The sequence below is a fragment of the Moraxella sp. E33BD genome (assembly GCF_041807865.1).
Taxonomy (GTDB): domain Bacteria; phylum Pseudomonadota; class Gammaproteobacteria; order Pseudomonadales; family Moraxellaceae; genus Moraxella; species Moraxella haemolytica.
In genome coordinates, this window is sequence record NZ_JBGTZD010000007.1 from 97065 (window position 1) to 110589 (window position 13525).

16 protein-coding genes and 1 pseudogene are annotated in these 13525 nt (G+C 38.2%); 9 read left to right on the forward strand and 8 right to left on the reverse strand.

All coding sequences use genetic code 11. The features are described 5' to 3' along the window. Positions 1 to 25: 25 nt before the first annotated feature. The 3 genes from ACERC6_RS05770 to sodC all read right to left on the reverse strand — a co-directional run bounded on the left by ACERC6_RS05770 (position 26) and on the right by sodC (position 2482). A complete protein-coding gene (locus ACERC6_RS05770) occupies positions 26 to 760 on the reverse strand; it encodes a hypothetical protein (RefSeq protein ID WP_373628133.1) in 735 nt (244 codons plus the stop codon). A gap of 20 nt (positions 761 to 780) precedes the next feature. After that, complete coding sequence (locus ACERC6_RS05775) at positions 781 to 1260, reverse strand: DUF3800 domain-containing protein (protein WP_373628134.1); 480 nt, start codon at positions 1258 to 1260, stop codon at positions 781 to 783. Between the two features lie 682 nt (positions 1261 to 1942). Further along, positions 1943 to 2482: a superoxide dismutase family protein gene (gene sodC, locus ACERC6_RS05780; RefSeq protein WP_159630647.1), complete on the reverse strand. Its 540-nt coding sequence runs from the start codon at positions 2480 to 2482 to the stop codon at positions 1943 to 1945. Between the two features lie 205 nt (positions 2483 to 2687). Between sodC and ACERC6_RS05785 the strand changes: the two are divergent. The 4 genes and pseudogenes from ACERC6_RS05785 to ACERC6_RS05800 all read left to right on the forward strand — a co-directional run. After that, positions 2688 to 3897 (forward strand): annotated as a pseudogene (locus ACERC6_RS05785) (IS3 family transposase); the annotation flags it as partial. A gap of 146 nt (positions 3898 to 4043) precedes the next feature. Beyond that, complete coding sequence (locus ACERC6_RS05790; RefSeq protein ID WP_373628135.1) at positions 4044 to 4469, forward strand: replication initiation protein; 426 nt, start codon at positions 4044 to 4046, stop codon at positions 4467 to 4469. A gap of 28 nt (positions 4470 to 4497) precedes the next feature. Continuing rightward, complete coding sequence (locus ACERC6_RS05795) at positions 4498 to 5040, forward strand: replication initiation protein (RefSeq protein WP_373628136.1); 543 nt, start codon at positions 4498 to 4500, stop codon at positions 5038 to 5040. Positions 5041 to 5890: 850 nt separating this feature from the next. Beyond that, the gene (locus tag ACERC6_RS05800) at positions 5891 to 6313 is read left to right on the forward strand and encodes a DUF417 family protein (RefSeq protein ID WP_373628137.1); all 423 of its coding nucleotides are present in this window, start codon (positions 5891 to 5893) and stop codon (positions 6311 to 6313) included. A gap of 132 nt (positions 6314 to 6445) precedes the next feature. Here ACERC6_RS05800 and ACERC6_RS05805 read toward each other — a convergent pair whose 3' ends face one another. The 5 genes from ACERC6_RS05805 to ACERC6_RS05825 all read right to left on the reverse strand — a co-directional run bounded on the left by ACERC6_RS05805 (position 6446) and on the right by ACERC6_RS05825 (position 10353). After that, positions 6446 to 7486: an IS481 family transposase gene (locus ACERC6_RS05805; RefSeq protein WP_373628138.1), complete on the reverse strand. Its 1041-nt coding sequence runs from the start codon at positions 7484 to 7486 to the stop codon at positions 6446 to 6448. A 96-nt stretch (positions 7487 to 7582) separates the two neighbouring features. Beyond that, entirely contained in the window at positions 7583 to 8059 is a 477-nt protein-coding gene (locus ACERC6_RS05810) for a DEAD/DEAH box helicase family protein (protein ID WP_373628139.1), read from the reverse strand. Continuing rightward, positions 8060 to 8188, reverse strand: a complete 129-nt coding sequence (locus ACERC6_RS05815; RefSeq protein ID WP_373628140.1) for a hypothetical protein — start codon at positions 8186 to 8188, stop codon at positions 8060 to 8062. It abuts the gene before it with no gap. A 29-nt stretch (positions 8189 to 8217) separates the two neighbouring features. Continuing rightward, the gene (locus ACERC6_RS05820; protein WP_373628141.1) at positions 8218 to 10035 is read right to left on the reverse strand and encodes a DNA methyltransferase; all 1818 of its coding nucleotides are present in this window, start codon (positions 10033 to 10035) and stop codon (positions 8218 to 8220) included. Between the two features lie 87 nt (positions 10036 to 10122). After that, positions 10123 to 10353 (reverse strand): DUF6471 domain-containing protein, encoded by a 231-nt coding sequence (locus ACERC6_RS05825; protein ID WP_373628142.1) that lies wholly within the window; start codon positions 10351 to 10353, stop codon positions 10123 to 10125. A gap of 247 nt (positions 10354 to 10600) precedes the next feature. Here ACERC6_RS05825 and ACERC6_RS05830 point away from each other — a divergent pair, with 247 nt between their 5' ends. The 5 genes from ACERC6_RS05830 (at position 10601) to ACERC6_RS05850 (ending at position 13471) form a co-directional block, all read left to right on the forward strand. Further along, complete coding sequence (locus ACERC6_RS05830; RefSeq protein ID WP_373628166.1) at positions 10601 to 10657, forward strand: hypothetical protein; 57 nt, start codon at positions 10601 to 10603, stop codon at positions 10655 to 10657. Positions 10658 to 10761: 104 nt separating this feature from the next. After that, the gene (locus tag ACERC6_RS05835; RefSeq protein WP_373628143.1) at positions 10762 to 11415 is read left to right on the forward strand and encodes an IS1595 family transposase; all 654 of its coding nucleotides are present in this window, start codon (positions 10762 to 10764) and stop codon (positions 11413 to 11415) included. 9 nt (positions 11416 to 11424) lie between these two features. Beyond that, complete coding sequence (locus tag ACERC6_RS05840; protein WP_373628144.1) at positions 11425 to 11856, forward strand: hypothetical protein; 432 nt, start codon at positions 11425 to 11427, stop codon at positions 11854 to 11856. Between the two features lie 297 nt (positions 11857 to 12153). Further along, entirely contained in the window at positions 12154 to 12450 is a 297-nt protein-coding gene (locus ACERC6_RS05845; RefSeq protein ID WP_373628145.1) for a cytochrome c5 family protein, read from the forward strand. Between the two features lie 328 nt (positions 12451 to 12778). Next, positions 12779 to 13471: a cytochrome c gene (locus ACERC6_RS05850; protein ID WP_373628146.1), complete on the forward strand. Its 693-nt coding sequence runs from the start codon at positions 12779 to 12781 to the stop codon at positions 13469 to 13471. Positions 13472 to 13525: the final 54 nt, after the last annotated feature.

The following is a 13525-nucleotide window of genomic DNA, read 5'->3' on the forward strand; positions in this document are numbered from 1 at the left end:
GGGAGTTTATCTTACAAATAAGTCTTTAAGTACTTACTTTTTTAGATCTCAAAACTTCTCGTATTAAGGACACCACCTGATCGTCTTTAAACTGCGTTTGAAACACCAATTTAGTTTCACTTTTAATATCGGCAAAAAGTTGTTGTGCATGCTTGATTTTTTGCTGTTCTTCTTGGCGCAAATCATCGCCGCCTGAAACATTTTTGCTTTCTAAAACCAAATTCAAGGTTTCGCCTGAATCGGTTTTCACAATATAAGCAAAATCAGGGGAATACGTTTTGCCACCAGCTACAGGAATTTTGATGGAATTTTTTGGAATTTTGGTAAACACAATCACTTCTTGAATCCGATTATCCGTGATGTTTTCACGCTCCAATTCGCTGTCATAAAACACACTTTCAAACAAAAATTCTTCTAGCGGATTCACTTCATCAAACTGCGTACCCAAATCAGAAGCATTCACTTCGGATAAAGCATTACCTTGATTATCGGTAAATTTTGTTGGGTGTACACTGCCACCCACGCGGCTATAACCCACTTCAAACGCACTAAACGAATTCAGCAACAACCAACGGTCAAACCCTGCCTGAATCGCTTTAATCGTCTGTTCATTCAGGTATTTTGAAATATCCAATACATCACGCACGGCAAAAAATGCTTGATGTAAGGTTTGCATTTGAATCAAAGCCGTTTGCGATAACTTGAGTAAAAAATCACGATAGCTCAATGTGTTAATGGATTCAAATATTTCATCATACACACTTTCGCTGTTTACTGCTGTTAATAATCCGTTACTGACTTGGATTTCTCCGTCGATGATTTATCAAAGATAGAAATGCCTCTTTGGGTATTACCTTGGTAATGTAAACGGCTCAGATACATATCAAATCGAGATGATATTTGCTCAAAACATTCTGTGATAGTATCCTGACCACTAGAATACCCTTGCTCTATAACTGCTGCAAATATACGAATATTATTACTTTGAACTAATTTCAAGCAATCTTGAATGGCATTAATACGCTCACTCATTGGAATGCCTCTCCATTCACTCTTTCCAGATCTCATTGGTGAACCATGTAACTCATAGAAATATGGATCACTCCCTTCAGAATATTGGCAGAATCGAGAGGCTATCACATTCATTTTTTCCTCAATCCAATGAGTATTTCGTTCAAATACAGCGATACCTGATAATACAAAATATTTTTGAGTATGATCTGTCGTAGAACCAGACTCATCAACATACATAAGATACATATAGCCTCTTTGTTCAATAAAAAAGAGCTATCGCTAGATTACTCTACCAGATAGCTCTTCCATAAATTTCTATTAAGGAGAGCCAGTAATGAAAATCTCATTAAACACCGTTAAACAGCGAAAACTGACCCTGCCACATAGTATAGAGATTTTTTGACAAAAATCAAGTATAAAAAATGATTTTCAGGCTTTACAAACTTGAAAGAATGTGTAAGATCTAGAACGTCTGACATACGGACAGAAAATCCTAGTGGATGTATTGGCTGGATACATCGTAGTAACTGTGTATTTGCGAATATGATTTGAACAGTTCTACGCAGTTGATTAAAAATCTTTTGCCATAGATTGGGCATTGCAGCTGGAATAGATTAAATAAGTTGAGCCCAAATTGTTTAAAAATTCCGCTAAAGATTGACCAATGCCTCTACGAGGTGGGTTTACAATCACCAAATCAGGTGGGGTGCCGTTTTCATTTAAGGCAAATTTTGCAGAATCGAGCGAGATAAATCTTACTCTGAACTCTTAGAAAAAGTTGCTTGTTCTGGAAGTATTTTATGGGGTTCTTTTTTTGCTTTTATAGACATATATTTCTCCTTAATAGGAGGCAATTATATGGTAATGGCTAGAAATAAAAAAGTGTTGGAATGATATTTAAACCAACACTTTTTAACTAGATCAAATTTTATTTAATTACACCACACGCCATTCGAGGACCACCACCACCAAGAGGAGCCGGGTGGTCTGAGTGGTTATCGCCGCCTTCGTGGATCATTAATGAACGACCTTTAATTTCATCTAATTTTTTCAAGCGAGGGGCTAATACTGGATTAGTTGATGTACCATCGTGTAAAACGGTTAATGCAGGTAAATCGCCTAAATGAGCATCATCAGACCACGGTAAGCCGTGATGTGGAGCTTTATTAGGGTTCCAGTGTCCTCCTGCGGCTAAGCCTGCTGTGAGCTTGCCACCTTTTTCTTTTGCATCACAGCTTGGGTTTTCGTGAATATGGAAGCCGTGTAAGCCTTCTGTTAAATCTTTTAGATTTGGAGTAAATACTAAGCCGTATTTAGATTCAGTAATTTCTACTGTACCAATATCTTTATTGCCTTTTTCTACATCAAGAAGTTGAATCGGCACGGTAATTTTTTCCAGTTCGGCTGCTGTTACCGAAAAGCTGAATAAAGAACCTAATGCAATTGCTAATGCTGTTTTCATTTTCATAAGACTGCCCTTTTTCATAGATAAGCCGTTAATTGGCAATTCATTTTAACCATAGCAGTCAAATTTTGTCAAGTTCTAAGGCTAATGTTGCCGCTGATTTTGTGGCACTTTCAATTGCGGATGCTGAAATTTCAATGCCAGTTAATTCTGATCTGCACCCCAAAAGTTGGACTAAACAACCAACTGATTAAGGTGCAGATTTTTTATGACTAAATATAACCAATCTTTCAAACAACAAGTGATCGAATTTTATCTTCAAAATGATAAAAATCGCTCGCTAACCGGACGCCATTTTCAGCTGGCCGACCGCACACTAAAACGTTGGATTAAACAATATAATCATAATGGCATCAATGGGTTAGCCTGCTTAGGTAAGAAGCGAAATTACGCTTTGGAATTTAAATTATCCATTGTGCAAGCGGTTAAAAACGGGCAGTTTTCCGCAGAAGATGCTTGTCTTTACTTTGGCATTGCCAATTCGGGCAGTGTCAGCCAATGGTTGCAAGCCTTTGATAAACAAGGTATAAACGGTCTATTGCCCAAACCAAAAGGTCGTCCGACAATGAAACCGAAATACCCGAAAATGCCTCCTCCACCGAAAACTGAAGAAGAACGCTTACGTTATCGGATTTTGGAACTGGAAGCGGAGGTGGCTTTGCTAAAAAAGTTGCAGGAATACAACCAAGAAAAAATGCGAAAAAAGCAAATTTCGTGAACGCATTGCGAAATCAGTTTCCACTTGAAATCCTATTGCCACTTATCGGCTTAAAACGCAGCACTTTCTTTTACCATCTTGGTGCTAAAGTAAATAAAAATGCGGAGATTGAGCAGAAAATTACTGAGATTTATCACAAAAACAAGGGGAACTACGGTTATCGTCGTATTATGTTAGCCTTGCGTAGAATTTGGGCAATCAACCATAAAAAAGTCCAAGCAATCATGCAGAACTTAGGTTTAAAAGGGAAATGCAAACGCAGAAAATATCGCTCGTATCAAGGCGAAGTGGGCAAAATTGCGGACAATCTACTGAGACGAAATTTCCAAGCAACCAAGCCTGATAAATGGGTTACCGATGTCACGGAATTTAAATGTGCGGAAGGTAAGCTATATCTCTCTCCAATCAAGGATTTATTCAATGGTGAAATTATCGCCTATTCTTTAGCAAAAAGTCCGAATGTTGAGCTGATTAACCGAATGATGAGCCAAGCTGCTACAAGGCTTAATGGCGCAAAACCGATATTACATTCCGATCAAGGTTGGCAGTATCAAATGGTAGATTTTAGAAAAATTTGCCAATGTAATGGCATTACTCAAAGTATGTCAAGAAAGGGAAACTGCTTGGATAACGGCGCAATGGAGCGTTTTTCGGGCGGCTCAAAACGGAATGTTATTTTGGCAAGCAGTTTGAAACCTTTATAAATCCCTTATATATCAATGTTTTATAAATTTATACGACAACAAATTTCCTGTTGTGGACAACTTTGCTTTAACTTGGTGTTGTCTTATTATTGACAACAGTATATTATTTAAATGTTGTTAATAGCAGGGAATTTGTTGTTTTATGGGAAATAATCTAGTTGTGGTAAAGGCTAACAGCCTTATTGAAGCCAATTATAGATTAAGTATTGATGAAGTGCGGATTTTGGCTTTGACGATTGGAACAATGGATTCAATGTCAAACCAAAAAATCTTTGATTTTACCGTAGCTGATTTTGTGCGTGAGTTTCCCGAAATCAGTATGGATAATGCCTACAAGCAAATTCAAGCAGCAATTAAACGAATTTATGAGCGTAGTGTAAGAACCGAAGATAGCAACGGGGTTACAGAATTTCGTTGGGTCTCTTCTCGAACATATTTCAAGAAAGAGGGGCGTTTTAGAATTGCTATGACCGATGAGGTTATGCCTTATCTAACTCAGCTTAAAGGGCAATTTACACAATATCAGCTTAAAAATATCGCTTATTTTAATAGCGTTCACTCAATTTAATAGCGTTCACTCAATCCGAATTTATGAGTTGATTACGCAATATCGTAACGTTGGAAGTAGAGAAATTACCGTTGAAGATTTGAAAAAATGGTTGCAAGTTGAAGATAAGTATCCACGTTTTAACTCTTTTAATCAGAGAGTAATCGAGCCTGCAATTACAGAAATTAACGAAAGATCTGATTTGTTTGTTGATATTGAGCAGATCAAGCGAGGACGAAGTATTTATGCTTTAAACTTTACAATCAAGAGCAAGAAAAGTACGGTTGGAACTGAATTAAAACGCCCACCGTTTCCGCATAAAAACAAGTATGGGAAGTATGTTACCTTGAACAAAGCCAACCCTAAAATGAGTAATGCTGAATACGGTAATTATGCGAAAGATTGCCTAAAAATCCTTGAAGATTTTTATTCTGATATAGCTAATGTTACAACGGAAGATTTGCGGAATTATTGGGTATTTTTAACGTGTAACGCCAGCTTTAAATCAAAGCTAGGTAAGCGTTCTGATTTTGTGAACGAGTTGCAAAATCGTGGGTTCAAGATTGTGAATTGTGAATTAGTTAAAGCGTGAAAATACTATGAATAGCAATTTTTTGCTGATATTCAGCATAATGGTACAACTTATTCACTTTCTCATTTAAACCCTTTTGAAATTAGTTTTTACGGTCAAAAAGTAAAGAAAGAACTCAAATTAAGCGTTATTTTTTCTGATCATTGTTTTACTGAAAGGGCAGATAAACAACGCCGTTCATCAGAGCGAATATTCTCTCTTAAGAGATTTAATCTATCGCTGATGTTACCTGAAATTCTAAAAGGTATGTGCAACGAGAAAGTAAAAGTTTATCAGACATCTGCAAGATGTAATTTTGCTTATGTAGTTCAAATTGAGAATAACGGCCAAGAATATAATGTCTTTTTTGAAGTCAGGAAAAATACCAAATCAAAGCTAACAGACTTAGTGTTACGTGTCGAAAGTGCCTATGTTTTTGATGAGGGAAACGAACTTCAATATAGCGGAAACATCAGATTTCTTATACTTTGTCAGAAAATTTATTTAGGTGAGAAAGTTGAGAGTAGAAAAGATTAGACTTGATTTTCAAATATACAAACCGCATAATTAAAACATAACTTACGGCGACCCGATGAAATTGATCGTAAGACGGCTCGAAAGAGTAAGGTGCGATGCCTTGGCAAGTGTATTCGGGATAATTTAGGTGATTAGCTACCGTAAATTCCAACAATGCAACACTGGTTTCACTGGGTGTAACATTGACGAGTAATTCTGTACTGTTCATTTTATTCTCTATGATAGCTTTGATTAATGGTGCTGAAAATACCGATTTTCATTTTAAATTGCAAATACTTGTCAGAAACACGCTTGATCTGTATAATATACTTCATTTTTTAACTTAGGTATGACGATGAGAGCACTTATCCACACTTTTCGTAGCACGACTTTAGACATCACGATTTTACGTCTTAGCGTATGTCTAATCTTCTTTACTTTCGGTATGACAAAATGGTTTGATTTTGAGGTGGAAATCCTTAAGCCGATGATCAGTCCGACCTGGTTGAATTTTCTCTATGAGTGGCTAGGCTATCACGGCACAAGTTATTTCTTAGGTGTGGTTGAAGGGATTGCTTATATAGCACTTGCCGTTGGCTATTGGAAACCTAGGTGGGGAATTATCGGTTCAATGACAGTATTACTGGTTTCATCTGTTACACTTAGCATGTTGCTACAGCTTGGTTTTAACAGCTTTATTTTCAAGGATATTCTACTTATCGGCGCAGGATTAGTATTATTAAAATACGATCTAAACCGCCTTTACTCCCACGAATAGCTCACGTTGTTTTTTTATCTGCCCCAAAAGTTGGACTAAGCCGTGAGCAATACAGAACTCAGTCCTTGAATTAATGTAGAAGATCAAACCTAATCTGACAGTCCCCCGTTTAAAATTACCGTGTCTGTCAGATTAATTTGAGCTTAAATTCTTTTCCACCCAAATCCGTTTTCCATCAAGTAAGGTTGCCATCGGTGTTCTGCCACAGCACATTTTTCCTTGATGTGTTCGATGGTGATTATAATACATTAACCACTCATCTAAATCCGCTTGTAATGTCGTTAAATCCGTATAAATTTTCTTCCTAAATGCCACTTGGTAGAACTCCTGCAAAATCGTTTTGTGAAAACGCTCACAGATACCGTTTGTTTGTGGCTGTTTCACTTTGGTTTTGGTGTGCTCTATGTCATTGATAGCCAAATAAAGCTCATAATCGTGATTCTCAACTTTCCCACAATACTCACTGCCTCGGTCTGTCAGCACTCCTAACATAGGTAACCTCTGGCTTTCAAAGAATGGTAATACTTTGTCATTTAGCATATCAGCAGCAGTGATAGCCGTCTTCATTGTATACAGTTTTGCAAATGCCACTTTACTATAAGTATCAATAAACGTTTGCTGATAAATACGACCCACACCTTTAATATTGCCGACATAAAAGGTATCTTGTGACCCTAAATAGCCGGGGTGGGCGGTTTCAATCTCGCCACAAGCCATATCGTCTTCTTTCTTCCGCTCCAAGGCTTGTATCTGTGGCTCACTCAGAATAATGCCTTGCTCTGCCACCAATTTTTCGAGGGCAGTTAAGCGTTGCTTAAAATTAGCTAAGTGATGTCTCAACCAAATGGAACGTACACCACCTGCAGAGACAAAAATCCCCTGTTTACGCAGTTCATTACTCACTCGAACTTGACCAAAAGCAGGATTATCTAAAGCGAATTGTACAACCGCTTTTTCTGTGGATTCATCCACACGATTTTTAATGTTGGGAACACGTCGATTTTGATTTAGTAATGCCTCAACACCGCCTTGTTCGACAGCCTGTTGATAGCGATAAAAAGTATCTCGACTCATCCCCATTACCTTACAGGCTTGTGAGATATTACCGAGTTCTTCTGCTAAATTTAATAAACCGGTCTTGTGTTTAATAAGTGGATTACTAGAATAAAACATAAGAGTTTCCTTTTTGTTTAGATTGAATTTGACACTCATATTCTAAACGGGAAACTCTCACTTTTTATAGTGCATTGTCAGATCAAGTCTGATCTTCTACAGCATAGACGATCTTTTCGTTTTGTTTTTTTGACTTTCAATCACATACAGCTTGATTTCTTTCTCGCCATACAAACCTGCAAAATCCTTGCGAAAATGCTCGGCAAGCGAAGTGCTTTCTAAAAATTGTTTCGTTCCTGCTTTAATAGAAAGCGTTGGCACCACCACAATAAACTTAAACACACCCAACACACGGTTTAGCTCAAACATGGTTTTGGTGTAAGTATAGGTTTTGCCTGTGCCTGTTTCCATGGCAATATCCAACACATTGCTGTCTGAAAGCGGTATGTCCTCCACGCTGTTGGCTTTTTGGATTTTCTGCAAATTATCCATTTTCAGGCTGCCCGAAAACACGATTTCGGGATTTTCATCGCGGCTACCGTGTTTTAAATGCACGCGGTCAAACACACTCAAAACCGATTCAATCGCCCGTTCTTGGTGTGGTAAATTTTTTTCATAAGTAAAACCAGCCATTTAAACCCTCGCAAGCACGCTTAAATTGTTCAAACCTTTTTTATTGGCATAAGTTTTAACCGCTTGCGCCAATTCTTTTTGGATGGCACTGTCCATATTTGCTCTGAATAAAACGATGCGTTCAGGCACAAAATCCTTATCGTTGTCCAGCTTTTCAATCAAGGCTTTGACGCGCATTCAGACGAAAAACCGCTTGCCAGCAAATACAGATGATGGCGGCAGTAATAAGCCGTGTAACCCGCCAAATGAATGGTTTGGACTTTTTCAGGCAGTATTGAGCCGTCATACACGCGCCAAGTGGTTAAAAGCGTGTGCAATTGTTCATCGCTTAAAACCGCATCTTTGGTATTGGGCAAATCTGCCTGTTGTGGGTTGAAATCATCGATTAAGGCAGTCTGAAAATTGGGGACGGTTTCAAAGATTTTAAAACCCAAATCGCCTGAATAGTCGGGGTTTTCATTTTTAATTTTTTGACTTGCCTTTTGAATACGGGCTTTGGTAATGTCAAAAATGGTTGTGTAGCCAGCTTTAAATGCTTCGGATTTGTTATCGGTTTTTTCAGGTAACTGAACGCAAATAAAACGGCGGTTGCCGTTGTCTTTGTCTTCTGCATTTAGTTGCATCACGGCGTGGGCGGTTGTGCCGCTGCCTGCAAAAAAGTCCATAATCAAGGAGTTTGGAGTTGCCCCCATTTGAATAATTTTTTTGATCATTTCCATTGATTTGGGAAAATTAAATAGTTTTTTACCTTCAAATAAAGATTTAACTAACAATGTTCCTTTTTCAGAATTATCTTCCTTTCCAGTCCAAACCGAACGTGCCATTTGGCTTGTTTTTCTATATTTTTCAACAATCATAAAGCCGCCATCTTGCATTTTTTTAGCTGCAATCTCTGTATTTAAATTCTGATTAGATTTTTCTCTCCCCCATCTCCAAACAGTCTGAAATCCTTGTGAAATTTTTGGATAAACAGGTATAAATCCACTTCTTTCTTCTAATGAAATTTCCAATAAATCATTATCTAACTTATTATTTTCATTAACATAAAAAGGATAAAACAAATTAGGTCGGTTATCTTTATGGAATGCAATATTTCTATTTCTTAACTCCCTTAATTCAAATCCACCTATTTCATCGCTATAAGGGAAAATTTTTTCACTATTCTCTAATTCATTTATTTCTGTTTCAAAATTCTTGATATAAACAAAAATATATTCGTGCATTCTAGCAACTCCGCCATAATCACGTCCCCTTGAGTTATTAACAACAGTAATTTGCCCGACAAAATTCTCTTCCCCAAACACTTCATCACATAAAACCTTTAATTGTGCCTGTTCATTGTCATCAATGCTGATAAAAATCACGCCATCATCGCGCAACAATTCACGCGCCACATACAGACGCGGATACATAAATGTCAGCCACGCACTGTGCGAATTGGACTTTTTCGCGGTAAACTCCAGTACGCACTTGGCTTCGTCCAAATCCATGCCGCCCAATTGCACCAGCTGCTGCGGCGTGAATTTGCGGTCGTCTTGATACACAAAGCCGTCTGAACCCGTGTTATACGGTGGGTCAATGTAAATCATCTTAATTTGATTTTTGTAGGCGTTTTTCAGGTGTTTCAGCACTTCCAAATTGTCGCCTTTAATCAGCAAATTTTCGCTGTTGGTGTTTTCAGGCTGCCTGTTGTGTGCCGTATCTTCTGCCAGCAAAGTTTCAGGGGGCGTGTCTTTTAAAATACGCGCATAAGATTTACCCAGCCAATTTAAGCTGTAACCCTCTTTTTGCGTGGCAATGCCGTCTGAATGCAGGATTTCCGCCATTTTGTCAGGCAAAAATGCACCGTGTTTGTCAAAGCAGTTGGGGAAATGCTGTTTTAAGATTGCGAGCCGTTCGTTTTCGTTTTGTGGAAATGTTTGGTTTTCAGGCTGTGTGTTTGACGAAAACAAGGTTTCTTGGGTAAGTTTAGTCATCACTTACCACCTTGTTCTTTATCTGTGCTGTGAAAGCATGGAGGTTCCTTAAATTTAAGTCAAGGGGTTTATCTGGAGTTTGTTTGATTAAGCGACTTTGATTTCATCACACCCAATCGCAGTTAATACCTGCAACATAAAATCCGCTCCAAAAGCCCCACGAGTGATTTTGTTGCTTAGGTTTTGAGGCGTCTCTTCAATGCCGATTTCTTTGAGTTTTTCAACGACATCGGCATAACTAAGATTTCGCAGTGCAATCTCAGATTTTAAAATACCTTTGGCTTTATTTCGCCACAAGGCTTGTGTTTCTTTATTCATGGATACGTAACAGAAAAATCATTTAACAATTTTTTTCATTATAAACGATATATTTATAATTGTCAAAGTTTGGTTCTTGGTATATAATCATCATATACGATATATTTATATTGGAGAATCCTATGCCTCAGCACTTCCTTCTCTCTGCCGAAGCACGCAATCTTTCCCCGATTGCGATTGCTCGTATGAGTGAGTATGAAGCCGTGATGGTGATGAAAGAGCTTCGTGGGGTAGGGGCAAGGATGTCGTGTGTCCGCGTTGTGGTGAGAAGCATGAGGCCTATTTCATTAAATCTCGTAAATAGTGGCAATGCAAGGAATGCAACTATCGCTTTTCAGTCACAGCAGGCACTTTATTTGCCCATCATAAATTACCTTTGCGTGATTTTTATTTGCCTGTAGTTTGTATGTGAATGCCACCAAGCGTGTCTCAGCCTTACAGATTGCTCGTGACTTAAATGTACAATATAAAACTGCTTTTGTATTACTGCATAAAATCAAAGAAGCATTAAAGGTGCATAAACAGCGAGAAGCGATGCAGCTGAGTGGTATTGTGCATATGGATGCCACTTATGTACATTCTGGTATCAAACCTAAAAATAAAAAGAATGAGCGTGTTGATAGACGCTTAAAACAACACGAAAACCCGCTAAAACGTGCGATTTTGGTTATGCGGGATAGTTTTGCCAAGCAAGATGATAAACAAAACGCCAAACAAATTGGCGCAAGAAACACCATTGCCTTTGTCGCCAAATCTGAAAACAGCAAGGTTGTTAATCAGCTTGCTAACAAACACATTGAAAAAGGCAGTACCATTCATACAGACGAAAGCCCAGCTTACGACAACCTAATTTATTTTCATGACTTAAAATGTGTGAACCACCAACAAGAATACCGCTCTGATGAGGGTGTAACCAACAACCTAGCAGAAAGCTATTTTAGCCGCTTTAAGCGCATGTACTACGGTCAAGTACACAAGATGAATAATACCTACCTATACGAATACGCCAATGAAAAAACAAAATCAAATCCAATTAAAAACCAAAACAAGCCAAAACAATAAGGGGATAATATGGCAGAATCTCATATCAGCAGCGACATTACCAGTAGAATTGATAAACTTATCAAGCACAAACAGGCACTACAAAAACAAATCCAAGAGATTGACCAACAAATTCACATTCTCACCCAAGCTGCTAAAATCATGGGCGAAATAGACCAACTGCCCAAATTAAGAACATCCGCTTTTAAAAATAGTATCAAAACCCTAGTAGTGCAGGTGCTAAAACAAACAGATAAGCCATTATTAACGCATGAAATCGCAAAACAAGCACTGATGCTAGACAGTGCCAAAAACACAAGTGCAGAGCCTGATAAAGGACACAGCAAAGCCGTTTATAATGCACTAAGACCACTGGTTCAACAGGGCTTAGTCATCCAAACAGGAATAAGAAAAGGCGAAACACGCTATCAGTGGGCGACAAATACCTTAGAAAGCAGCTAAATCCATTAGACAGACAATCAAATCAAAGAAAAAAGCAGCCAAAGAACTGCTTTTATTGTGGTTGGTTTTGTGCAAGTGCTACATAATGGTGCTTATCAATCATCATAAAAATGCTGTTGCCAGTCCGCTTTGATGGCAAGTATCACAAAATTTAATAAGACTTGTGAGTAATCAGCTTGATAATAACCCTTAATTGTAATAATTACCAAATATCCCTTGCATCTTAGCAAAAAACTTGCATAATAAAGCCAATAGAGAAAACGGCCGTTCTCTTATTGAATCCTAGCGGAAGTTATTATGTCAAAATTACTACAAACAATCGTTACAAGCCTTGCTTTATCGGTTGCAAGCATTACCCATGCTGATGTTGCTAGTATCTATAAAGATACCTGTGCTACCTGCCATGACAGTGGTGCTCTAAATGCTCCTAAAAAAGGCGATAAAGCCACATGGGAACGGTTAAAGACCCAAAAAGGAGTGGATACTTTAATTAAAAACACTCGTCAAGGAATGCCAAGAATGCCTGCGATGGGGTTGTGCCAGACTTGCAGTAATGATGATTTTGCTCGGCTGATTGAATACATGGAAAAATAAATTGAATAATGAGTGGTGGTAGGCTCATTGTTTGCCTATCATGAATAATATTTATGATTATTTATCAATATTGAATATATTTTAATAAATAATCAGTAAGATACATTAGATTGGTTAAATTTTGCCTTATTTTTCAAAGAAAGATAAAAAAAATGAAAAAAATGTTACTAAAACCACAATTTCTGTAGGAAAATTTAGTGAAGTCTTGCTATAATAGCAGATATTCTGATGTATTGATTTGCATCAAAAGATTGATGTCGTGTACTTTGAGTTATTTTGAACAAAACCCAAGACTTGGGCGTTGCCCAGTAGTTAGTAGGAAATTGTTATGAAACCTGCCAATAAAACCACTTTCGCCAAACTTGCCCTTGCTATGGGTTTCGGTATTGCCAGCATGGGTGCTAGTGCCATCGTTACCGTACCAAGCTATGACATTGAAGCGGGTAAAAAAATTGTTGATGTTAACTGTGGTGCGTGCCACGGTGTTGATGGTGTTAGCGTTGCACCTGCTCAGCCAAATTTGGGCGGTCAAAATGTCAAATATCTATACAAGCAACTTGTAGATTTTAAAACCAAAGCTCGCCGTAACGGTGTGATGGAAGCTCAACTTGCCAATCTTACCCAGCAAGACTTGGCGAATGTTGCAGGTTATTATGCTTCTCAAGCTCCTTGGGCACCAGGTTATGGTAATAAAGCCACTTACGCCGCTGCTCAAAAATTGTATCTAGGTGGTGATAAGACTCGTGGTATCATTCCTTGTGCTGGTTGCCATGACCCTAAAGGCTCTGGCAATGAGTGGGCTGCTTTTCCACGCTTGGGTGGTCAGCATGCAACTTATCTAGCCACACAATTAAAACTGTTCCGTGCGGCAGGTCGTGAAGATGAAGGTCTGGTGGCCGAACAAGTGCGTACTAATGACTCTGCCAAAAAAGGCGAGAAAGGCATGATGCAGATGGTTGCTGCCAAACTGTCTGACAAAGACATTAAGATTTTATCAGAGTTCTTGGCTGCTGTTCACTGATTTTAGCAGTGTTTTAAACATGATTTGAATAATCATCATCAAAACTGACAAAAA

Bases quoted from the DNA above. Each gene is read 5' to 3' on its own strand.
- ACERC6_RS05800 (WP_373628137.1), top strand. From the start codon at position 5,891: ATGAGAGCACTTATCCACACTTTTCGTAGCACGACTTTAGACATCACG.
- ACERC6_RS05845 (WP_373628145.1), top strand. From the start codon at position 12,154: ATGTCAAAATTACTACAAACAATCGTTACAAGCCTTGCTTTATCGGTT.
- ACERC6_RS05820 (WP_373628141.1), bottom strand. From the start codon at position 10,035: ATGACTAAACTTACCCAAGAAACCTTGTTTTCGTCAAACACACAGCCT.
- ACERC6_RS05805 (WP_373628138.1), bottom strand. From the start codon at position 7,486: ATGTTTTATTCTAGTAATCCACTTATTAAACACAAGACCGGTTTATTA.
- ACERC6_RS05810 (WP_373628139.1), bottom strand. From the start codon at position 8,059: ATGGCTGGTTTTACTTATGAAAAAAATTTACCACACCAAGAACGGGCG.
- ACERC6_RS05790 (WP_373628135.1), top strand. From the start codon at position 4,044: ATGGGAAATAATCTAGTTGTGGTAAAGGCTAACAGCCTTATTGAAGCC.
- sodC (WP_159630647.1), bottom strand. From the start codon at position 2,482: ATGAAAATGAAAACAGCATTAGCAATTGCATTAGGTTCTTTATTCAGC.
- ACERC6_RS05850 (WP_373628146.1), top strand. From the start codon at position 12,779: ATGAAACCTGCCAATAAAACCACTTTCGCCAAACTTGCCCTTGCTATG.
- ACERC6_RS05775 (WP_373628134.1), bottom strand. From the start codon at position 1,260: ATGTATCTTATGTATGTTGATGAGTCTGGTTCTACGACAGATCATACT.
- ACERC6_RS05825 (WP_373628142.1), bottom strand. From the start codon at position 10,353: ATGAATAAAGAAACACAAGCCTTGTGGCGAAATAAAGCCAAAGGTATT.
- ACERC6_RS05840 (WP_373628144.1), top strand. From the start codon at position 11,425: ATGGCAGAATCTCATATCAGCAGCGACATTACCAGTAGAATTGATAAA.